The following is a 22,642-nucleotide window of genomic DNA, read 5'->3' as shown; positions in this document are numbered from 1 at the left end:
AAGATTCCATTAGCCACGCCCGCTGACACCGGGCCAACGAAGAACTTTGAACCATGGCCACTATCCACGTAGACGGCAAAGAGCTCGAAGTCGATGGGGCAGACAACCTGTTACAGGCATGTCTGTCGCTAGGCCTCGATATCCCTTATTTCTGCTGGCACCCTGCCCTTGGCAGCGTTGGCGCTTGCCGCCAGTGCGCGGTCAAGCAGTACACCGACGAGAACGACACCCGTGGTCGTATCGTCATGTCCTGCATGACCCCTGCCACCGACAACACCTGGATCTCCATCGAAGATGAAGAGTCCAAGGCCTTCCGCGCCAGTGTCGTCGAATGGCTGATGACCAACCACCCTCACGACTGCCCGGTCTGTGAGGAAGGCGGTCACTGCCACCTGCAAGACATGACGGTAATGACCGGCCACAACGAGCGCCGTTACCGCTTCACCAAGCGTACCCACCAGAACCAGCAACTGGGCCCGTTCATTTCCCACGAAATGAACCGCTGCATCGCTTGCTACCGCTGCGTGCGCTTCTACAAGGACTACGCCGGTGGCACCGACCTGGGTGTGTACGGCGCCCACGACAACGTGTACTTCGGTCGCGTTGAAGACGGCGTGCTGGAAAGCGAGTTCTCCGGCAACCTCACCGAGGTCTGCCCGACCGGTGTGTTCACCGACAAGACTCACTCCGAGCGCTACAACCGCAAGTGGGACATGCAGTTCTCGCCGAGCATCTGCCATGGCTGCTCCAGCGGTTGCAACATCTCCCCGGGCGAGCGTTACGGCGAGCTGCGTCGCATCGAAAACCGCTACAACGGTTCGGTGAACCAGTACTTCCTGTGCGACCGTGGCCGTTTCGGCTATGGCTACGTCAACCGCAAGGACCGTCCACGTCAGCCACTGCTGGCCAACGGCGCCAAGCTGAGCCTGGACGAAGCACTGGACAAGGCCGCCGACCTGCTGCGCGGTCGCAACATCGTCGGCATCGGTTCGCCACGTGCCAGCCTCGAAAGCAACTACGCGTTGCGCGAACTGGTCGGTGCCGAGCACTTCTACTCCGGTATCGAAGCCGGTGAGCTGGAACGCATCCGTCTGGTCCTGCAGGTGCTCAAAGAAAGCCCTCTGCCAGTGCCGAACATGCGCGACATCGAAGACCACGACGCCGTGTTCGTCCTCGGTGAAGACCTGACCCAGACTGCTGCGCGCATGGCTTTGGCCCTGCGTCAATCGGTCAAGGGCAAGGCCGAAGACATGGCCGACGCCATGCGTGTCCAGCCTTGGCTCGACGCCGCCGTGAAGAACATCGGCCAGCATGCGCTGAACCCGCTGTTCATCGCCAGCCTGGCTGAAACCAAGCTCGACGACATCGCCGAAGAGTGCGTTCACGCCGCTCCCGACGACCTGGCCCGCATCGGTTTCGCCGTGGCTCACGCCCTCGACGCCAGCGCTCCAGCCGTTGAAGGCCTTGACGCTGAAGCCCTCGAATTGGCCAAGCGCATTGCCGATGCCCTGCTCGCGGCCAAGCGCCCGCTGATCATCGCCGGTACTTCCCTGGGTTCCAAAGCGCTGATCGAGGCTGCTGCCAACATTGCCAAAGCCCTTAAGCTGCGCGAGAAGAACGGCTCCATCAGCCTGATCGTGCCAGAGGCCAACAGCCTCGGCCTGGCCATGCTCGGTGGCGAATCGGTCGACGCCGCGCTGCAAGCCGTGATCGACGGTAAAGCCGACGCCGTCGTCGTGCTGGAAAACGATCTGTACACCCGTACCGACAAGGCCCGTGTCGATGCTGCCCTGACCGCCGCCAAGGTGCTGATCGTCGCCGACCATCAGAAGACCGCCACCACTGACCGCGCTCACCTGGTCCTGCCAGCCGCCAGCTTCGCTGAAGGCGACGGTACCCTGGTCAGCCAGGAAGGCCGCGCCCAGCGCTTCTTCCAGGTGTTCGACCCGCAATACATGGATGCGAGCATCCTGGTTCACGAAGGCTGGCGCTGGCTGCATGCCTTGCGCGCAACCTTGCTGAACCAGGCGATCGACTGGACCCAACTGGACCACGTCACCGCTGCGGTCGCTTCGAGCACTCCGCAACTGGCCGCCATCGTAGACGCCGCACCGTCCGCCGCGTTCCGCATCAAAGGTCTGAAACTGGCCCGTGAGCCGCTGCGTTACTCCGGTCGTACCGCCATGCGCGCCGACATCAGCGTGCACGAACCGCGTACCCCGCAGGACAAGGACACCGCGTTCGCCTTCTCCATGGAAGGTTACTCGGGCTCGGCCGAACCGCGTCAGCAAGTGCCATTCGCCTGGTCTCCGGGCTGGAACTCGCCGCAGGCCTGGAACAAGTTCCAGGACGAAGTCGGTGGTCACATCCGCGCTGGCGACCCGGGCACTCGCCTGATCGAAAGCACCGGTGACTCGCTGAACTGGTTCGCCTCTGTTCCAAGGGCATTCAACCCGGCGCAAGGCACCTGGCAGGCCGTACCGTTCTTCCACCTGTTCGGCAGCGAAGAGAACTCTTCGAAAGCCGCGCCGGTTCAGGAGCGCATTCCGGCTGCTTATGTTGCACTGGCCAAGTCCGAAGCCGACCGCCTGGGCGTCAACGACGGTGCCATGCTGAGCCTGAACGTGGCCGGCCAGACCCTGCGTCTGCCGCTGCGCATCAATGAAGAACTGGGCGCAGGCCTGGTGGCATTGCCTGCGGGCATCGCCGGCATTCCGCCAGCGATTTTCGGTAAATCCGTTGACGGTCTGCAGGAGGCAGCTCAATGACCTGGTTCACTCCTGAAGTGATCGATGTGATCATCGCGGTCCTCAAGGCCGTGGTGATCCTGCTCGCCGTAGTGATCTGCGGCGCCCTGCTCAGCTGGGTCGAGCGTCGCTTGCTCGCCCTCTGGCAGGACCGTTACGGTCCGAACCGCGTAGGTCCGTTCGGTGCGTTCCAGATCGCCGCCGACATGATCAAGATGTTCTTCAAGGAAGACTGGACGCCGCCGTTCGCCGACAAGATGATCTTCACCCTGGCACCGGTCGTGGCCATGAGCGCCCTGCTGATTGCCTTCGCGATCATCCCGATCACCCCGACCTGGGGCGTGGCGGACATCAACATCGGCATCCTGTTCTTCTTCGCCATGGCGGGCCTGTCGGTCTACGCGGTGTTGTTCGCCGGTTGGTCGAGCAACAACAAGTTCGCCCTGCTGGGCAGCTTGCGTGCCTCGGCGCAAACCGTGTCGTACGAAGTGTTCATGGGCCTGTCGCTGATGGGCATCGTGATCCAGGTCGGCTCGTTCAACATGCGCGACATCGTTGAATATCAAGCGCAGAACATGTGGTTCATCATTCCGCAGATCTTCGGCTTCCTGACCTTCTTCATCGCTGGCGTGGCCGTGACTCACCGTCACCCGTTCGACCAGCCGGAAGCGGAACAGGAACTGGCCGACGGCTACCACATTGAATACGCCGGCATGAAATGGGGCATGTTCTTCGTCGGCGAGTACATCGGTATCGTGCTGATCTCGGCACTGCTGGTGACCTTGTTCTTCGGTGGCTGGCACGGTCCGTTCGACATCCTGCCGCAGATCCCGTTCATCTGGTTCGCGCTGAAAACCGGTTTCTTCATCATGATGTTCATCCTGCTGCGCGCTTCGATCCCGCGCCCACGGTATGACCAGGTGATGGATTTCAGCTGGAAGTTCTGCTTGCCGCTGACCCTCGTCAACATGCTGGTGACCGCTGCGCTCGTGTTGCTCAACACGCCCGCCGTCGCGGCTCAGTGAGGATAGAGAATCATGAAGTACATTCTAGATATCGTGCATGGCCTCTACACCCAGCTTCGCAGCCTGGTGATGATTTTCGGCCACGCCTTCCGCAAGCGCGACACGCTGCAGTACCCGGAAGAACCGGTCTACCTGCCGCCGCGCTACCGTGGGCGTATCGTCCTGACCCGCGACCCCGACGGTGAAGAGCGTTGTGTAGCGTGCAACCTGTGCGCCGTGGCTTGCCCGGTCGGTTGCATCTCGCTGCAGAAAGCTGAAACCGAAGACGGTCGCTGGTACCCGGACTTCTTCCGCATCAACTTCTCGCGCTGCATTTTCTGCGGCCTCTGCGAGGAAGCCTGCCCGACCACCGCGATCCAGCTGACGCCGGATTTCGAAATGGCCGAGTTCAAACGTCAGGACCTGGTTTACGAGAAAGAAGATCTGCTGATCTCCGGCCCCGGCAAAAACCCTGATTACAACTTCTATCGTGTTGCTGGTATGGCGATTGCCGGGAAGCCGAAAGGCTCCGCGCAGAATGAAGCCGAACCGATCAACGTGAAGAGCTTGCTGCCTTAAGGAAGAAAGATGGAATTCGCTTTCTATTTCGCATCGGGTATCGCTGTGGTGTCCACGCTTCGCGTAATCACCAACACCAACCCCGTGCATGCCCTGCTCTACCTGATCATTTCGCTGATCGCCGTGGCGATGACGTTCTTCGCCCTTGGCGCGCCGTTTGCCGGTGTCCTGGAAGTGATCGCCTACGCTGGCGCCATCATGGTGCTGTTCGTGTTCGTGGTGATGATGCTGAACCTGGGGCCTGCCTCGGTTCAGCAAGAGCGCGTCTGGCTCAAGCCCGGTATCTGGGGTGGCCCGGTCCTGCTCGCCGCACTGCTGCTGGTGGAACTGCTGTATGTGCTGTTCTCCCACCAGAGCGGCCAGGCCGTCGGCCACTCCACCGTAGACGCCAAGGCCGTGGGCATCAGCCTGTTCGGTCCTTACCTGCTGGTGGTCGAACTCGCCTCGATGCTGCTGCTCGCCGCAGCCGTCACGGCGTTCCATTTGGGCCGTAACGAAGCCAAGGAGCAATGACGATGCCTGCTATCCCCATGGAGCATGGTCTGGCGGTCGCCGGCATCCTGTTCTGCCTCGGCCTGGTCGGCCTGATGGTCCGCCGCAACATCCTCTTCGTGCTGATGAGCCTGGAGGTCATGATGAATGCCTCCGCCTTGGCGTTCATCGTTGCCGGAAGCCGCTGGGCGCAGCCGGACGGACAGATCATGTTCGTCCTGGTGATCAGCCTCGCAGCCGCCGAGGCCAGTATCGGCCTGGCGATCCTGCTGCAACTGTATCGCCGCTTCCACACGCTCGATATCGACGCTGCCAGTGAGATGCGCGGATGAACCTACTCTTTCTGACTTTCGTATTCCCTCTCATCGGTTTCCTGTTGCTGTCGTTCTCGCGCGGCCGCATTTCGGAAAACCTGGCCGCGCTGATCGGCGTTGGTTCCGTCGGCCTGTCGGCCATCGTCGCCGCCTACGTGATCTGGCAGTTCAACGTCGCCCCACCGGAAGGTGGAGCCTATGTGCAAGTGCTGTGGCGCTGGATTTCCGTGGAAGGCTTCCAGCCGAACTTCGCCCTGCACCTGGATGGTCTGTCCGTGACCATGCTGGGCGTGGTGGTGGGCGTGGGCTTCCTGATCCACCTGTTCGCGTCCTGGTACATGCGCGGTGAAGACGGCTACTCGCGTTTCTTCGCCTACACCAACCTGTTCATCGCCAGCATGCTGTTCCTGGTCCTGGCCGATAACCTGTTGTTCGTGTACTTCGGCTGGGAAGGCGTGGGCCTGTGCTCGTACCTGTTGATCGGTTTCTACTACAGCAACCGCAACAACGGTAACGCCGCACTCAAAGCCTTCATCGTGACCCGTATCGGCGACGTGTTCATGGCCATCGGCCTGTTCATTCTGTTTGCCCAACTGGGCACCCTGAACGTCCAGGAGCTGTTGGTGCTGGCACCGCAGAAATTCCAGTCCGGTGATTTCTGGATGGTCGTGGCCACCCTGATGCTGCTGGGCGGCGCTGTCGGTAAATCCGCGCAACTGCCGCTGCAGACCTGGCTGGCGGATGCGATGGCCGGTCCTACCCCGGTTTCGGCACTGATCCACGCCGCAACCATGGTGACCGCGGGCGTCTACCTGATCGCCCGTACCCACGGCCTGTTCACCCTGGCGCCGGAAATCCTGCACCTGGTGGGCATCGTCGGCGGCGTGACCCTGGTCCTGGCCGGCTTTGCAGCCCTGGTCCAGACCGACATCAAGCGTATCCTCGCCTACTCGACCATGAGCCAGATCGGCTACATGTTCCTGGCCCTTGGCGTGGGTGCCTGGGATGGCGCGATCTTCCACCTGATGACCCACGCTTTCTTCAAGGCCCTGTTGTTCCTTGCGTCCGGTGCGGTGATCGTTGCCTGCCACCACGAGCAGGACATCTTCAAGATGGGCGGTCTGTGGAAGAAACTGCCACTGGCCTATGCCAGCTTCATCGTCGGCGGCGCGGCCCTGGCGGCCCTGCCTCTGGTGACCGCGGGCTTCTACTCGAAGGACGAAATCCTCTGGGAAGCGTTCGCCAGCGGCAACAACGGCCTGCTCTACGCCGGCCTGGTCGGCGCGTTCATGACCTCGCTCTACACCTTCCGCCTGATCTTCATCGCGTTCCACGGTGAAGCGAAGACCGAAGCCCACGCCGGTCACGGCATCGCCCACTGGCTGCCACTGTCGGTGCTGATCGTATTGTCCACCGCTATCGGCGCGATGATCGTTCCACCGCTGCACGGCGTGTTGCCAGAAAGCGTCGGCCATGCCGGCGGCGAAGCCAAGCACAGCCTGGAAATCGCTTCGGGCGCCATCGCCCTGGCCGGTATCCTGCTGGCCGCGCTGCTGTTCCTCGGCAAGCGTCGCTTCGTCACCGCCGTCGCCAACAGCGGCATCGGCCGCCTCCTTTCGGCCTGGTGGTTCGCTGCCTGGGGCTTCGACTGGATCTACGACAAACTGTTCGTCAAGCCTTACCTGGCGATCAGCCACATCCTGCGCAAAGACCCGCTCGACCAGACCATCGGTCTGATCCCGCGCATGGCCAAAGGCGGTCACACCGCCCTGAGCCGTACCGAGACCGGTCAACTGCGTTGGTATGCCGCCTCGATGGCTGCTGGTGCCGTGCTGGTAATTGGCGCCGTCGTGCTGGTAGCGGTCTGATATGAACCTTGCGAATTTGCGAAAGGAAACGAGCCCGTCATGATTCTGCCCTGGCTAATCCTGATCCCCTTCATCGGCGGCCTGCTGTGCTGGATGGGTGAGCGCTTCGGCGCCACCCTCCCCCGCTGGATTGCGCTGATCACCATGTCCCTGCTGCTCTCCCTCGGCCTCTGGCTGTGGGCCAACGGTGACTATTCATTTGCCCCGGCGCCTGGCGCCGATCCGACCTGGGTGATTGAGTTCAAGCACGTCTGGATCCAGCGCTTCGGCATCAACGTGCACCTGGCCCTCGACGGCCTGTCGCTGTTGATGATCCTGCTGACCGGCCTGCTGGGTGTTCTCTCGGTACTCTGCTCGTGGAAAGAGATCCAGCGTCACGTCGGCTTCTTCCACCTGAACCTGATGTGGATCCTGGGCGGTGTCGTCGGCGTGTTCCTCGCCCTCGACCTGTTCATGTTCTTCTTCTTCTGGGAAATGATGCTGGTGCCGATGTACTTCCTCATCGCGCTCTGGGGTCACAGCTCTTCGGACGGCAAGAAAACCCGGATCTACGCGGCGACCAAGTTCTTCATCTTCACTCAGGCTTCCGGCCTGATCATGCTGGTGGCGATCCTGGGCCTGGTACTGGTCAACTTCAACGACACCGGCGTGATTACCTTCAACTACGCCGACCTGTTGAAGACCAAGATGTCGACGACTACCGAGTACATCCTGATGCTCGGCTTCTTCATCGCCTTCGCGGTCAAGCTGCCAGTGGTTCCGTTCCACTCCTGGCTGCCTGATGCCCACGCCCAGGCACCGACCGCGGGTTCCGTCGACCTCGCCGGTATCTTGCTGAAAACCGCTGCCTACGGCCTGCTGCGTTTCGCCCTGCCGCTGTTCCCGAACGCCTCGGCCGAGTTTGCGCCGTTCGCCATGACCCTGGGTCTGATCGGGATCTTCTACGGTGCGTTCCTGGCGTTCGCGCAAACCGACATCAAGCGTCTGATTGCCTTCTCGTCCGTTTCCCACATGGGCTTCGTACTGATCGGCATCTACTCGGGCAGCCAACTGGCGCTGCAGGGCGCAGTGATGCAGATGCTCGCCCACGGCCTGTCGGCGGCGGCACTCTTTATCCTGAGTGGCCAGCTGTACGAACGCACCCACACCCGCGACATGCGTGAAATGGGTGGCCTGTGGTCGAAGATCGCTTACCTGCCGGCCCTCAGCCTGTTCTTCGCGGCAGCGTCGCTGGGCTTGCCGGGTACCGGCAACTTCGTCGGTGAGTTCCTGATCCTGATCGGCACCTTCCCGTTCGCTCCATGGGTCACCATCATCGCCACGTCCGGCCTGGTATTCGGTTCGGTCTACTCGCTGATCATGATCCACCGTGCGTACTTCGGTCCGGCCAAATCGGACGCGGTGCTGCATGGCATGGACGGTCGCGAAATGATCATGGTGGTCGGTCTGGCCGCACTGCTGATTTACATCGGCGTGTACCCGCAACCGTTCCTCGATACCTCTGCCGCTACGATGCATGGCGTGCAGCAATGGCTCGGCACCGCCTTCACTCAACTCGCTTCGGCCCGGTAAGAGCGCTATGGAATTCACGACTCAACACTTTATCGCGCTAGCGCCGCTGTTGATTACCAGCGCCACGATCATCGTGGTGATGCTGGCGATCGCCTGGCGCCGCAACCACTCCCAGACCTTCCTGCTGTCAGTGGCGGGTCTGAACCTGGCATTGCTGTCGATCCTGCCGGCCTTGAAAGTCGCGCCCCTGGCCGTGACGCCATTGCTGCAGATCGACACCTTCGCCTGCCTGTACATGGCGCTGATCCTGGTCGCCACGCTCGCCTGCGTCACCCTCGCCCACGCCTACCTCGGCGATGGCGGTTCGGGTTACCCGGGCAACCGTGAAGAACTGTACCTGCTGATCCTGATGGCCGCCGCCGGTGGCCTGGTGTTGGTCAGCGCGCAGCACCTGGCCGGGTTGTTCGTCGGTCTGGAACTGCTCTCGGTGCCGGTCTACGGTCTGGTGGCCTATGCCTTCTTCAACAAGCGCTCGCTGGAAGCCGGTATCAAGTACATGGTGCTGTCGGCGGCCGGTTCCGCGTTCCTGTTGTTCGGTATGGCCCTGCTCTACGCTGACGCCGGCTCCCTGAGCTTCGTCGGCATCGGCCAGGCGCTGGCGGCTACCGGGCTGCCAAGCTCGCTGGCACAACTGGGCCTGGGCATGATGCTGATCGGCCTGGCGTTCAAGCTGTCGCTGGTCCCCTTCCACCTGTGGACGCCGGACGTCTACGAAGGTGCTCCGGCGCCGGTCGCGGCGTTCCTGGCTACCGCTTCCAAAGTGGCTGTGTTCGCGGTGATGGTGCGCCTGTTCCAGATCTCCCCTGCTGCAAGCAGCGGCGTGCTGAGCAACGTACTGACCCTCATCGCCATCGCGTCGATCCTGTTCGGCAACCTGCTGGCCCTGACCCAGAGCAACCTCAAGCGTCTGCTGGGTTACTCGTCCATCGCCCACTTCGGCTACCTGCTGATCGCCCTGGTGGCGAGCAAGGGCCTGGCCGTGGAAGCCATCGGCGTGTACCTGGTCACCTACGTGATCACCAGCCTCGGCGCCTTCGGCGTGATCACCCTGATGTCCTCGCCGTACAACGGCCGTGACGCGGACGCCCTGTACGAATACCGCGGCCTGTTCTGGCGCCGTCCGTACCTGACCGCCGTACTGACCGTGATGATGCTGTCCCTGGCCGGTATCCCGCTGACCGCGGGCTTCATCGGCAAGTTCTACATCATCGCCACCGGCGTCGAGTCCCATCAGTGGTGGCTGGTCGCTTCCCTGGTACTGGGCAGCGCCATCGGCGTGTTCTACTACCTGCGAGTGATGGTCACCCTGTACCTGATCGAACCGAACCTGCGTCGCCACGATGCGCAACTGCACTGGGAACAACGTGCAGGCGGCGTGATGCTGCTGGCCATCGCGGTACTGGCCTTCTTCCTCGGCCTGTACCCACAACCGCTGCTGAACCTGGTTCAACAGTCGGGCCTGGCGGGTTGATCGCTTAGTTACACGCGGCAGTAAACAGAACGGCACCTTCGGGTGCCGTTTTTGCGTTTGGGCTTCAAGAAAGAAATCAGCTATCGAATGAGATTGCGAAGCGGCTGATCTGTTGGAGGCCTTTGAAGCAGGACCAGCCTGAGGGCTACGTTCGACATCCCACCCACCTAACGAAATTGTAATCCCCCCATCACCCTGGCGTTATCCGCAGCTTGCAACCATGTCGTCCGGCGACCATGCCGGCGGGCCTTTGTCCGCCGAACAATAAAACCTGCGCCGAGGCACGTTGCGATCTGCCGTACCCAAGGAGTGATTGATGCTTAAAAATTCAAAAATACCGATGGCCGCTTTAGCGATGGTTATCGGCTTCGGGCCGACCATGGTGTATGCGCAAGACCAAGCCGAGGGGTTTGTCGAGGGCAGCAGCCTGACCGTGCTCAACCGCAACTTCTACTTCAATCGTGATTACCGCAAGGGCCAGTCCAGTCCTACCGGCAATGGTTATTCCGAAGCCTGGGCACAAGGCATCATCGGTCAGTTCGAATCCGGCTTTACTCACGGCACCGTTGGAGTGGGTGTCGATGCCTTTGCAATGATGGGTGTGAAACTCGACACCGGTGACGGCCGCAATGGTGGCCGAAGTTCGTTCGATGTACTGCCGGTCGACAGTGACGGCGAGGCACGGGACGAATACACCAAGGTCGGTGGCGCCGTGAAAGTGCGGGCCTTCGATACCGTGGTCAAGGTTGGCGACGTGTTCCCGGCCACCCCGGTGGTGGCGGCAGGTGATTCGCGACTGCTGCCGGAAAGCTTCCGTGGCGTCACGGCCACCAACACCAGCATCGAAGGCCTTTCGATCCAGGGCGGTCGACTGCATGCCATGAACCAACCGGTGTCCAGCGACATGCGCGAGAATTTCGAGACTTTCTATGCCGGCCCGGTCGACTCGCCATGGATCGCTTACTTTGGTGGCGACTACTCGTTGAACAAGAACCTCAGCTTCAGTCTGTATTCAAGCCGACTCAAGGATGCCTGGAACCAGTACTACGCGGGCAACGCCTGGACTTATCCGCTATCGGATGACGTGTCGCTGTTTGGTGGCCTGAACTATTACAAGGCGGTCGACGAAGGCAAAAAACTGCTCGGCGAGTTCGACAACAATATCTGGAGCGGCCGGGTCGGGGTGAAATTCGGCGCGCATTCCGTGGCCCTCTCGCATCAACGCAACAATGGCAATGACGACTTCGATTATCTGCGCCAATCCGACTCGATCTTCCTCGACAACTCCATCCAGTACAGCGACTTCAACTCGCCCAAGGAGCGTTCATGGATGGTGCGCTACGACCTCGACATGAACAGCTACGGCGTGCCGGGCCTGTCGTTCATGACCCGTTATGCCCAGGGCACCGACGCCGACTACTCCAACGCCAACGCCACCTACATGCGCCGCGATGCCGACGGCAACCCGTTGACGGATCAGAAGCGCTGGGAGCGGGACATCGAAGTCAAATACGTGGTGCAGACCGGTTCGCTGAAAGACCTGTCGCTGCGCCTGCGCCAGGCCACTACCCGCGCTACGGCGTTTGAATCGGATCTGGATGAGGTTCGGGTGATCATCGAATATCCATTGGCGATTCTCTGACGCCACGGTTGATACAAATTCACCTCACGAAGCTCCTTGCTCCTTTGGCAGGAGGTGAATCCTTTGGCGTCCTTCGGGGCGCCTTTTTTGTAAGCGCAACATTTCAATTGCCAATGCAGCAAGATCGGGCATCAACCACCACGCTTGCCGCAATCCCCCGCCACGCTGTACCTGAGGGTGTTGAGCTGCCCTTGTGAATCTTCGTAGGTCATTGCGGCAGGCACTACAGAGCAGGCGACTGGCGGCCGTACGACGCTCACCACCTTCACCACATCCAGCTTCATCCCGTATTCATAGTCCCTCACCACAGGTGCCGGCTTGCCCCGGTTGGCAGCGTACAACGCCATGGCTCTGGCGTTGGCACTGAACGCCTTCTCAAAGGCCCTGTCCCCGCCACCTTCGGCGAGCGCATCCAGGGACAACGTCATGACTGCGGCAAACATCATCGACTTGAGCAAGTTCATCTCCACTTCCCTTTAAAAATCCGACTCAAAAAAAAGCCCGGCATCGACAATCGATGACGGGCCAGTGAAGTGCGACACGCTTACAAGTCTTTAGTCTTGTCGTCTTTCTTTTCATTCACGACGACGGGATCACGGGCCTGCTCCCTGGCGACAGACAGCGCCACCGAGCGGTCATTGGCTGCCATCATTCTTGCGAAAGTTCGATCACCACCGCCGGCAGCCAACACCACGCCAGACATTAGCAACGCCGCTGCAAAGGTACCCAGTTGTGCAAGTTTCATGTTTTCAGACCTCATTTGGTTAACGAGATCAGGTTAACAATCCGAACCTTTCGTGACGGTGGCGTGGAAATTACATATCCGTCATTTCGTGGTAGCTGATTTAACCGGGATAACCTCTTCTTCCCGCCGATGAGCCAGTTGATACAGCGCCGGCAGGATCAGCAAAGTAAGGATGGTCGAAGACAGGATTCCGCCGATCACCACCGTCGCCAGCGGCCGCTGTACCTCCGCACCGGTGCCGGTCGCCAGGGCCATTGGAATAAAGCCCAGGGACGCCACCAATGCGGTCATCAACACCGGGCGCAGTCGTGTCAAAGCGCCCTCGTTGATTGCATCGCAGAGAGAACGCCCCTCCTCCCTCAGGTTGCGAATGAACGCGATCATCACCAATCCATTGAGTACCGCCACCCCCGACAGCGCAATGAAGCCGACACCCGCCGAAATCGATAACGGGATATCGCGCAACCACAACGCCATGACGCCGCCGGTCAACGCAAACGGAATCCCGGTGAATACCAGCAAGCCATCCCTGAGGTTGTTGAACATCATGAACAGCAAGCCGAACACCATCAACAACGCTACCGGCACTACGATCTGCAAGCGCTTGGCCGCCGATTGCATCTGCTCGAACTGCCCGCCCCAACCGGTCCAGTAACCGGCGGGTATCTGCACATCGCGCTCGATCACCTCGCCCGCCTCTGCGACAAACGAACCGATATCGCGCCCGCGTACGTTGGCGCTGACGATCATCAGCCGCTTGCCGTTTTCGCGACTGACCTGATTCGGGCCCAGTTCCAGATCGAGACTGGCAACCTCCTTGAGCGCGATGAATCCGATCTGCCCGGCATCGCCATTGAGCGGTGCCGGCACGGGAATCAGCAGCGCCGACAGACCTTCGATGTCCTGGCGCATGGCATCGGACAAACGCACCACCATGTCGAAACGTCGGTCGCCCTCATACAACGTGCCCGCCTGGCTTCCACCTACGGCGACGGCGACGGTGTCCTGCACATCGCCGACATTGAGTCCGTAACGCGCTGCCTTGTCGCGGTCGATATTGATGGTCAGCACCGGTAGACCGGTGGTTTGCTCGACCTTGACCTCGGAGGCGCCATCGACCTTTTGCAGGGCGCTGGCAATCTTCGTCGCCGTGGCGTTGAGCACTTCCATGTCATCACCGAACACCTTGACTGCCACGTCGCTGCGCACCCCGGAGATCAGCTCGTTGAAGCGCAACTGGATCGGCTGTGACAGTTCGTAGTTGCTGCCAGGCAGTGATGCAGCGGCTTGCTGCAATTCGGCCATCAGGGTTTCCCGGGACTTGTCCGGGTCTGGCCACTGTGCCTTCGGCTTGAGCATCACGTAGCTGTCGGAGATGTTCGGCGGCATGGGGTCGGAGGCGATTTCCGCGGTGCCGGTACGGGCAAACACGCGCTCGACTTCCGGCACTTTGCCGAGGATCTGCGTTTCCAGGCGCTGCTGCATATCCACCGACTGTGTCAGGCTGGTGCCCGGCACGCGCAAGGCTTGCAGGGCAAAATCACCTTCGCCGAGGCTCGGTACGAACTCGCTGCCCATACGACTGGTCACCACGCCGCTGAGTACAATCACACCCAGCGCCATGCCCATCGCAAGCGCCCGATGGCCCATCACCCAGGCCAGCGCCGGAGCATAGACCTGGCGTGCGCCACGCATGACCACGCCTTCCTCTTCCTTGATCTTGCCGGTGACAAACATCGCGATTGCCGCCGGAACGAAGGTCACCGACAACAACATGGCGCCGAGTAGCGCGATCACTACCGTGAACGCCATCGGGTGGAACATTTTCCCTTCGACACCGCTCAGCGCGAAGATCGGCAGGTACACGACCATGATGATCAACTGGCCGTAAATCAGCGGTCGCCGCGCTTCTTTGGCGGCCGCAAAGACTTCGTGGAAACGCTCGGATCGCGTCAGCAATCGCCCGTGATGCCGCTGCGCATGGGCCAACCGGCGCAGGGTGTTTTCAACGATCACCACCGCGCCGTCGACGATGATGCCGAAGTCGAGCGCGCCGAGGCTCATCAGGTTGGCGCTGACCTTGTTGCTGAACATCCCGGTGAAGGTGAACAGCATCGACAGCGGAATCACCATCGCGGTAATCAGCGCCGCACGAATGTTGCCCAGAAACAGGAACAGGATGGCGATGACCAGGATCGCGCCTTCCACCAGGTTTTTCTTCACCGTGGCGATGGCCTTGTCCACAAGGTGGGTACGGTCGTAAACCGCTGTGGCAACCACGCCGTCGGGCAATGAGCGGTTGATCTGTTCGAGCCTGGCGGCCACGGCCTGGGAGACGACACGGCTGTTTTCACCGATCAGCATGAACACGGTGCCGAGGACCACTTCGCGCCCGTTTTCGGTCGCGGCACCGCTGCGCAATTCGCGGCCGACCTCCACCGTGGCGACGTTCTTGATCCGGATCGGCGTGCCGTCGACGTTGGCCATGACAATATTGGCAATGTCATCGGTGCTCGCCACCTGGCCTGGTGCGCGGATCAACAGTTGTTCGCCGCTACGCTCGATGTAGCCGGCGCCAACGTTGGCGTTGTTGCGCCCCAGTGCTGTCACCAGGTCAGTGAGGGTCAGTTTGTAGGCAGCGAGTTTTTTCGGATCGGGCGCAATCTGGTACTCCTTGGCGAATCCACCGATGGTATTGACCTCGGCCACGCCGGGGACGTTGCGCAACTGTGGCTTGATGATCCAGTCCTGAATGACCCGCAGATCGGTCGGCGTATAGGGTGTGCCGTCCTCCTTCAGCGCACCTTCTCGCGCCTCCACCGTCCACAGAAAAATCTCCCCGAGACCAGTGGATATCGGCCCCATTACCGCTTCCGTGCCGTGGGGTAATTGCTCCTTGGCGATCTGCAGCCGCTCGTTGACCAATTGCCGGGCGAAGAACAGATCGGTGCCGTCCTTGAAAATCACCGTGACCTGCGACAGCCCCGAGCGCGATAGCGAGCGGGTCTGCTCCAGGAACGGCAGGCCGGCCATGGCGGTTTCAATCGGGAACGTGATGCGTTGTTCGGTTTCCAGCGGCGAGAAGCCCGCGGCGCCGGCGTTGATTTGCACCTGGACGTTAGTGATATCGGGCACGGCATCGATCGGCAGTTTTTGATAACTGGCGATGCCGAGGCCGGCCATGAGCAGAACGGCGAGCAGCACGATGAAGCGCTGCTCGATGGCAAACTGGATCAGGCGTTCGAACATGAGAACCTTCTCGTCGAGGGAACGGATCGGTGGGCGTTTTTAGTGGGAATCTATTAATGAGCGTGCTCAGCCGAGGCTTTACCCAGTTCCGATTTGAGAACGAAGCTGCCGGCGGCGGCGACTTGCACACCGGGCTTCAGCCCCTGGGTGACCTCCACCTGCCCGTCCGCACGACTGCCCAGTTCCACCGCCTGTGCCTTGAAGCCGTCATCAGTGCGCACGAACACCGTGGGTTTGTTCTCGACGGTCTGGATCGCGGTTTCCGGTACGACGACGTTGGCCTGGCGGCTGTCGGTGGCGACCAATGCAGTGACGAACAGCCCCGGACGCCACGCGCCCTGGGGGTTTTCCAGGGTGACGCGGACCGTGGCGGTGCGCGTCTGCTCGCCGAGCAAACTGCCGACATAGGACACGCTGCCAGCCACCTCGGCGTTCAGTTCCGGGGCACTGATCGTCACGGGGCGGCCTACCTTCACCTGGGTCAGATCCTTGGGTGAAACGCCGAAGGTCACCCACACCCGGGACAGATCGGTGAGGGTGAAAGCATTGCTGGTTTCGTCCACCACCTCTCCCGGCGTCAGGTGTTTTTCCACCACCACGCCATCGAACGGCGCGCGCAGTTCATAGCGATTGCCGCCAGTGGCGACCACGCTGCCGCTGAGCGCGCTGATTTTCTGCCGAGCATTGTTCAGGGCAATTTCAGCCTCTTGCAGCGCCTGTCGGGCCTGGAGGAAATCCTGTTCGGCGGAAATCTTGTCCTGCCACAACCGTTTTTCGCGCTCATAAGTGGTACGCGCCAATGCCAGACGCTGTTGCGCGGCCGCCTGTTCGCTACGCTGATCAGAGATCTGCTGACTGGCGATCACCGCCAGCAACTGGCCCTTTTTCACCGACTGCCCGAGATTGACCGACACCGCCTCAACCACACCGGGTACTCGCGGCACCAGGTGTGCCGTGCGGTCCTCGTCGAAGCGCACTTCACCGGGGAATGGCAAGCTGAGGTTGATGCGCTGCGCGCCGGCTTCGGCCAAGTGAATGCCCGCCGCCGCGATCTGCTCGGAACTCAAGGCCAGATGTCCCTCTTCGCCCTCCCCCTGGGCATGCTCGCCGTCGGCAGCAGCGCCTTTTTCGGTATGGTCGGCATGCGCCGCCGCTTCATCGGCGCGGGCGTCGACGGACGAGCTGTTCGTCCACATCGAACCGATGCCAATGCCCAGTGCCAACGTCACCGCAATGACAACGATGTGTTTTTTTTCCATGGAAACTCCTCTGCGCCATGACATCGCGCAGTTATCTGAGAGGTGAAGTTCAGGGGCTGACGGCGAATACACCGAGATCGCCGAAGATGCGCTCGATGCGCACCCGGGCGTCTGTCGCCTCGGCAACCGCCTGGATGTATTGGGTGCGGGCGCTGATCAGGGTGCGCTGGGCATCGAGCACCTCGAGGAATGTGAACTTGCCCATCTCGAATCCGCGAGTAGCGCTGTCGACCGCACTTTGTGCCGCAGGCAGGATGCTCTGGTTGAACGCTTTGACTTCATCGTTGGCGGTCTGCCACTGCTCCAGGGCGGTCTGGGTTTCCGTGCGCAAACGCAGCTCGGTGGCGTTACGCAAGTCCCGCGCCTGGTCGGCGCGTCGAGCGGCCGCCAGCACATTGCCCTGATTACGGTTGAACAATGGAATCGGCATCGACAACCCGACTACGTTGACCCACTCGCGCTCCGTTTCGTCGTACTGACTGCCGACGCTCACGGTCAGGTCGGGAATCCGCTGCGCCTTTTCCAGCCCCAACGAAGCCTCGCGCTGATCGATCTGCAATTTCGCCAGGCGCAGCTCGGCAGTGTCGTTCAGGCGCTCCAGCAAACGGCTCGGCGGCACGATGAGCGTGTTTTGCCGGGCAGCCTGCACATCCACCGACGCGGGGATGGGTGTGCCCATGACCTGGACCAGTTGCTGATAGGCGGTGGCCTTATCGCGCTCGGCCCGACTCAGCTCAAGTCGTACCTCGGACAATTGCACCTGCGCCCGCGTACCTTCGATCGGTGATGACTTGCCCGCCTCGATACGGCCCTGGGCCACGCGCACACCCTGCTCGGCGATTTGCAGCGACTGACGGGACAACTGCAACCGGTGCTGTGCCGTTTGCACAGCGGAAAAGGCCTGAATCACATCCGCGCGCAAGGTATTGCGCCTGCGCTCCAGTTCGATCCCGGCGGCATCCTGCGCGCGGCTGGCGACATCGATTCGTGCGCCGCGCTTGCCGCCCAGCTCGATCGGCTGGCTGAGCATCACCGTGGTGGTTCGCGAATCGCGCCGGGTGTCTTCGGCCTCCCAGGATACTTCGGGGTTGGGAATCAAGCCGGCCTGCTGTCGATCGCCCTCGGCAATGCCGATTTCCCACTGCGCCGCCGCCAACTCGGGGTTGTCGGCGAACGCCGATTGCAACGCCTGGTCGAGGGTCAGTGTCGATGTCGATGAGCCGGCCGCAAAACCAGGACCGGCCAGTAACAGAAGGCCGGTGGTGGTCACGACCCGCAGCGTGTTTTTCAGGCGTGATCGCGCCGTCAGTTCTCTTGGACCGGGCAATTGAATACTTCCTTCTTGGATCAAAGAATGTCGATAGCGCCACGGTAGGGTTTTGAACTTATCGACAAGGTGACTGGAACATTACAAATCCGTCATCCACGGCCACAGCAAGTTGCATTGCACTAACATTCGAAGTTCGCAAACCAATACAGCAATACATAGAAACAAATATCCTGAATTATCCGTCGAACAGTACTTGCGCCATATCAGCGCCCGTGAGGCTGAAGGATTACCAGCACCACCAACTGCGACAGGCTGTCGCAGAGCATTGATTTAGAGCCACAAAACCAAGAGACCTGCTTGACCCTGAAGCTACTACAGCCTTTATCGTGCCTATCACGAACCCGCATAACCTTCGAAACAAATCAGCAGGAAACGTACTTATCAATTATTGAGTCAGGCTCGGAAGTCCTTACAAAAACAATAACTTTCCCGATCTCCTTGATTATTTATCCATTAAATATAAGTGGTGATTAACCATGCGAATCCTTGTCATTGAAGACGAGCTTAAAGCTGCCGAGTACTTGCATCAGGGACTGACCGAAAGTGGCTATATCGTTGACCGCGCGACAACCGGTGCCGATGGCCTGCACCTGGCCCGGCAACAGCCTTATGACCTGATCATCCTGGACGTCAATCTGCCGGAACTGGATGGTTGGGGCGTGCTTGAACAATTGCGTCGTACCCACGCCACCCGGGTCATGATGCTTACCGCGCGCGGGCGCCTGGCGGACAAGATCCGCGGCCTGGATCTGGGCGCCGATGATTACCTGGTCAAGCCGTTCGAATTTCCGGAGCTGCTGGCAAGGGTGCGTACCCTGATGCGCCGCAGCGAAAACATCCCGGTTCCGCAAGTGCTCAAGGTCGCCGACCTGGAACTTGATCCGGGACGGCACAGGGCCTTTCGTGGTGAACAACGCATCGACCTGACCACCAAGGAATTCGCCCTGCTGCATCTGCTGATACGCCAATCCGGCGAAGTGCTGACCCGCACCCAGATCATTTCCCTGGTGTGGGACATGAACTTCGATTGCGACACCAACGTGGTCGAAGTCTCGATCCGGCGTCTGCGGGCGAAGATCGACGACCCCTTCGACAACAAGCTGATTCACACACTGCGTGGTGTCGGTTATGTGCTGGAGGCGCGGGAATGAAACCGGCCAGCCTGTCACTGCGCCTGGGGTTGACGGTGAGTATTCTCGGTGCGCTGCTGGTGGTGTTCCTCGCCATCCTGGCCTACCTGGCCCTGACCCATGAATTGAACGCGTTAACCAGGGACAGCCTGGAAAAGAAGTTGGAACAGGTGGAGCACAGCTTGTCGCTGTACGGCGATACCCGTGAGATCCGTGACAAACCGCATATTCTGCTCGATCAAGTCATGGGGCATGACAACCTCACGCTAACCATTTACGAGCCGGACAATCTGCGCAGCCCGCTGCTCAAGTCCGGCTCCGGTATGGCTGATACGCGCCTGGAACTGAAAGCGCTGCGAGCGGCTACCGAGCAATTGGCCTTTTCCAGCAGCACTGACGCCAAGGGTACAAAGTTTCTCACCGCGTCCAGACTGATCCGCGTCAAGGACGGGACCCGCGTGCCGCTCCTGTTATCGACCGACAATGCCCACGATCAGGCCATGCTCAGCGCCTGGCTGCGCTCGACGCTGATAGCCTTGCCGTTGCTGCTGATCCTGATCGGCCTCAGTGCCTGGGGTGCCGTGCAACGAGGCCTGGCACCGTTGCGTGAGTTTCGCAAAGTGGCGGCAAGCGTGACCACCCGAGATCTCGACCATCGTCTGTCGGTGGCGGGCTTGCCCCAGGAACTCAACGAACTGGCCCAGGGCATCAATTTCATGCTGCACCGCCTCGACACGGGCGTGCAGCAGTTGTCGCAGTTCTCCGACGACCTGGCCCACGAACTGCGCACGCCGATCAACAACCTGATGGGCAAGGCCCAGGTGACGCTCGCGCGCGAGCGCACGACCGAGGAATACAAGAACGTTCTGGTGTCGTGCATCGAAGAACTGGAGCGCGTCGCGCGGATTGTCAGCGACATGCTGTTTCTGGCGCAGACCAGCCAGCCGACGGCGCAAACGCCTTTCGAGTCGATTGCCCTGGAAGACGAAACACGCAAAGTGGCCGAGCTGTTTTCCCTGTCGGCTCAGGACAAGCAGATCAACCTGAACGTGGTCGGCAGCGCACGGGTAATGGGCGACCGCTTGATGATTCAGCGGGCGATCTCGAACCTGCTGTCCAACGCCCTGCGCCACTGCCCGGCCCGTAACACGATTTCGCTGCTCATTGAGTCCGGCGCGAGCCAGATTTCACTGTCTGTCAGCAACCCCGGCGCGGGTATCGAGGCGCGACACTTGCCGCATCTGTTCGACCGTTTCTACCGGGTAGACAGCAGCCGCACCCGTTCGCAGGGCAGTACCGGATTGGGTTTGGCCATTGTGCGCTCGATCATGAGCCTGCATCAGGGTGTTGCACACGTTGAAAGCCAGGCAGGCGGGATGACGGTGTTCAGACTGGGCTTTCCGGCGGTCAAGAACGTAGCGCACTGAAGCGACAGGCCGGACAAACCAGAACGGCACCTTGCGGTGCCGTTTGTCTTTCATGGTTCAGCCTTTATTTACGCGCCGCCTCCCAGGATTTCAGCAGTTCGGCGTAGCTCACGGTCTCGCCTTTAGGCTTCTCGTTTTCCAGTTTCGGCTTCGGTGCGCCCGGCTGGTCGAACCAGTATTGCGCGTCGCGCTCGGGGTTCATTTTCGGCGCGCAGGTGCCTTGTGCCTTGGAGCGTTCCAGGCGAGTCATGATCGCGTCCTGATCCTTGGCCAGGCCGTCGAGTGCCTGTTGCGGGGTTTTCTCGCCGCTGGCGGCTTCGGCAATGTGGCTCCACCACAGTTGCGCGAGGCGCGGATAGTCCGGCACGTTGGTCCCGGTCGGGGTCCATTGCACACGGGCCGGGCTGCGGTAGAACTCCACCAGGCCACCGAGTTTGGGCGCCAGGTCGGTCATCGCCTGGGAGTTGATGTCCGACTCGCGGATAGGCGTCAGGCCGACGATGGTTTTCTTCAGTGACACGGTTTTCGATGTCACGAACTGCGCGTACAGCCAGGCGGCGAGTTTCTGCTTCTCGGGCGTGGATTTCATGAAGGTCCAGGAGCCCACGTCCTGATAGCCTAGTTTCATGCCCTCTTCCCAATAAGGACCGCGGGGTGACGGCGCCATGCGCCATTTCGGCGTGCCGTCGGCGTTCATCACCGCCAGACCCGGTTTGGTCATGTCGGCGGTGAAGGCGGTGTACCAGAAAATCTGCTGGGCGATATTGCCCTGGGATGGCACGGGCCCCGATTCGGAGAAGGTCATGCCCGCCGCTTCCGGCGGCGCGTATTTCTTCAACCAGTCGACGTACTTGGTGGTGGCGAACACCGCCGCCGGACCATTGGTGTCGCCGCCGCGGGTCACACTGGAACCCACCGGATGGCAGTCCTCGACACGAATGCCCCACTCGTCCACCGGCAAGCCATTGGGGATGCCCTTGTCGCCGCCACCGGCCATGGAGAACCAGGCATCGGTGAAGCGCCAGCCCAGGGACGGATCTTTCTTGCCGTAATCCATGTGCCCGTAGACACGCTTGCCGTCGATCTCCTTGACGTCTTCGCTGAAGAACCTGGCGATGTCTTCATAGGCTGACCAGTTCACCGGCACGCCCAGGTCGTAGCCGTACTTCTCCTTGAACCTGGCCTTGAGGTCCGCGCGTTCGAACCAGTCGGCGCGGAACCAGTAGAGGTTGGCGAACTGCTGGTCGGGCAATTGATAGATCTTGCCGTCCGGCGCAGTGGTGAACGAGATGCCGATGAAGTCCTTGATGTCCAGGGTTGGCGAAGTGAAGTCCTTGCCTTCGTTGGCCATCAGGTCGGTGATCGATTCGGTCTTGCCGTAGCGAAAGTGCGTACCGATCAGGTCCGAGTCGTTGACCCAGCCATCATAGATACTCTTGTCCGACTGCATCACGGTCTGCAGCTTTTCCACCACGTCGCCTTCCTGCAGCAGGTCGTGGGTCAGCTTGATCCCGGTGATTTCAGTGAAAGCCTTGGCCAGCACCTTGGACTCGTACTCGTGGGTGGCAATGGTTTCCGACACCACCTTGATGTTCATCCCCCGGAACGGCTCCGCCGCCTTGATGAACCACTTCAACTCTTCCAGTTGCTGTTCGGCCGTGAGTGTGGACGGCTTGAACTCACTGCCAATCCATTTTTTCGCGGCATCTTCGTAGGCATCGGCCCAGGCCGAAGCGCTCAAACCGCCGAGTGCCAGCATGGCTGCCAATGAAATGCTATGTCGCAGCTTATTGTTTTTATCGAACATAAGACC

General features: G+C 60.7%; 17 protein-coding genes. 11 read left to right on the top strand and 6 right to left on the bottom strand.

Annotated elements, in window-relative coordinates:
• Window positions 1-53: 53 nt before the first annotated feature.
• From nuoG to CAG47_RS16700, 9 genes are all read left to right on the top strand, one after another.
• Window positions 54-2,768, top strand: coding sequence for an NADH-quinone oxidoreductase subunit NuoG (gene nuoG / locus CAG47_RS16740; protein ID WP_085725962.1), 2,715 nt, complete (start codon window positions 54-56; stop codon window positions 2,766-2,768).
• Entirely contained in the window at window positions 2,765-3,772 is a 1,008-nt protein-coding gene (nuoH, locus tag CAG47_RS16735; protein WP_085725961.1) for an NADH-quinone oxidoreductase subunit NuoH, read from the top strand. Before nuoG ends, nuoH begins: the two co-directional genes overlap by 4 nt.
• Before the next feature lie 12 nt (window positions 3,773-3,784).
• A complete protein-coding gene (nuoI, locus tag CAG47_RS16730) occupies window positions 3,785-4,330 on the top strand; it encodes an NADH-quinone oxidoreductase subunit NuoI (RefSeq protein WP_218190682.1) in 546 nt (181 codons plus the stop codon).
• A gap of 9 nt (window positions 4,331-4,339) precedes the next feature.
• Window positions 4,340-4,843, top strand: a complete 504-nt coding sequence (gene nuoJ / locus CAG47_RS16725) for an NADH-quinone oxidoreductase subunit J (protein WP_085725959.1) — start codon at window positions 4,340-4,342, stop codon at window positions 4,841-4,843.
• Between the two features lie 2 nt (window positions 4,844-4,845).
• Window positions 4,846-5,154 carry an NADH-quinone oxidoreductase subunit NuoK gene (gene nuoK / locus CAG47_RS16720; RefSeq protein ID WP_085725958.1) on the top strand — a complete coding sequence of 103 codons (309 nt, stop codon included), beginning with the start codon at window positions 4,846-4,848 and terminating at the stop codon, window positions 5,152-5,154.
• Window positions 5,151-7,004 (top strand): NADH-quinone oxidoreductase subunit L, encoded by a 1,854-nt coding sequence (nuoL, locus tag CAG47_RS16715; protein ID WP_085725957.1) that lies wholly within the window; start codon window positions 5,151-5,153, stop codon window positions 7,002-7,004. Before nuoK ends, nuoL begins: the two co-directional genes overlap by 4 nt.
• Before the next feature lie 39 nt (window positions 7,005-7,043).
• Window positions 7,044-8,576 (top strand): NADH-quinone oxidoreductase subunit M, encoded by a 1,533-nt coding sequence (gene nuoM, locus CAG47_RS16710; RefSeq protein WP_085725956.1) that lies wholly within the window; start codon window positions 7,044-7,046, stop codon window positions 8,574-8,576.
• Between the two features lie 7 nt (window positions 8,577-8,583).
• Window positions 8,584-10,047 carry an NADH-quinone oxidoreductase subunit NuoN gene (nuoN, locus tag CAG47_RS16705; protein WP_085725955.1) on the top strand — a complete coding sequence of 488 codons (1,464 nt, stop codon included), beginning with the start codon at window positions 8,584-8,586 and terminating at the stop codon, window positions 10,045-10,047.
• A 340-nt stretch (window positions 10,048-10,387) separates the two neighbouring features.
• Complete coding sequence (locus tag CAG47_RS16700; RefSeq protein WP_371917218.1) at window positions 10,388-11,689, top strand: OprD family porin; 1,302 nt, start codon at window positions 10,388-10,390, stop codon at window positions 11,687-11,689.
• A gap of 131 nt (window positions 11,690-11,820) precedes the next feature.
• Here CAG47_RS16700 and CAG47_RS16695 read toward each other — a convergent pair whose 3' ends face one another.
• The 5 genes from CAG47_RS16695 to CAG47_RS16675 all read right to left on the bottom strand — a co-directional run bounded on the left by CAG47_RS16695 (window position 11,821) and on the right by CAG47_RS16675 (window position 18,269).
• Window positions 11,821-12,153, bottom strand: a complete 333-nt coding sequence (locus CAG47_RS16695; RefSeq protein ID WP_085725953.1) for a DUF2790 domain-containing protein — start codon at window positions 12,151-12,153, stop codon at window positions 11,821-11,823.
• An 80-nt stretch (window positions 12,154-12,233) separates the two neighbouring features.
• A complete protein-coding gene (locus CAG47_RS16690; protein WP_085725952.1) occupies window positions 12,234-12,434 on the bottom strand; it encodes a co-regulatory protein PtrA N-terminal domain-containing protein in 201 nt (66 codons plus the stop codon).
• A gap of 81 nt (window positions 12,435-12,515) precedes the next feature.
• Entirely contained in the window at window positions 12,516-15,683 is a 3,168-nt protein-coding gene (locus CAG47_RS16685) for an efflux RND transporter permease subunit (protein ID WP_085725951.1), read from the bottom strand.
• Between the two features lie 53 nt (window positions 15,684-15,736).
• Window positions 15,737-16,942, bottom strand: a complete 1,206-nt coding sequence (locus CAG47_RS16680; protein ID WP_085725950.1) for an efflux RND transporter periplasmic adaptor subunit — start codon at window positions 16,940-16,942, stop codon at window positions 15,737-15,739.
• Window positions 16,943-16,991: 49 nt separating this feature from the next.
• Entirely contained in the window at window positions 16,992-18,269 is a 1,278-nt protein-coding gene (locus tag CAG47_RS16675; protein ID WP_085725949.1) for a TolC family protein, read from the bottom strand.
• Window positions 18,270-18,748: 479 nt separating this feature from the next.
• On the opposite strand from CAG47_RS16675, the gene CAG47_RS16670 reads away from it, so the two are divergent.
• Window positions 18,749-19,423: a heavy metal response regulator transcription factor gene (locus tag CAG47_RS16670; RefSeq protein WP_085725948.1), complete on the top strand. Its 675-nt coding sequence runs from the start codon at window positions 18,749-18,751 to the stop codon at window positions 19,421-19,423.
• A complete protein-coding gene (locus CAG47_RS16665) occupies window positions 19,420-20,829 on the top strand; it encodes a heavy metal sensor histidine kinase (protein ID WP_085725947.1) in 1,410 nt (469 codons plus the stop codon). The genes CAG47_RS16670 and CAG47_RS16665 overlap by 4 nt, the downstream gene beginning before the upstream one ends.
• A 64-nt stretch (window positions 20,830-20,893) precedes the next feature.
• Here the strand turns inward: CAG47_RS16665 and CAG47_RS16660 are convergent, their stop codons facing one another.
• Window positions 20,894-22,636, bottom strand: a complete 1,743-nt coding sequence (locus CAG47_RS16660) for an ABC transporter substrate-binding protein (protein WP_085725946.1) — start codon at window positions 22,634-22,636, stop codon at window positions 20,894-20,896.
• Between the last annotated feature and the right edge of the window lie 6 nt (window positions 22,637-22,642).

Source organism: Pseudomonas sp. R37(2017), assembly GCF_002113375.1.
Taxonomy (GTDB): Bacteria; Pseudomonadota; Gammaproteobacteria; order Pseudomonadales; family Pseudomonadaceae; genus Aquipseudomonas.
Note: the sequence above shows the minus strand (reverse complement) of the source record. Positions and strands in the feature narration are given on the sequence as shown.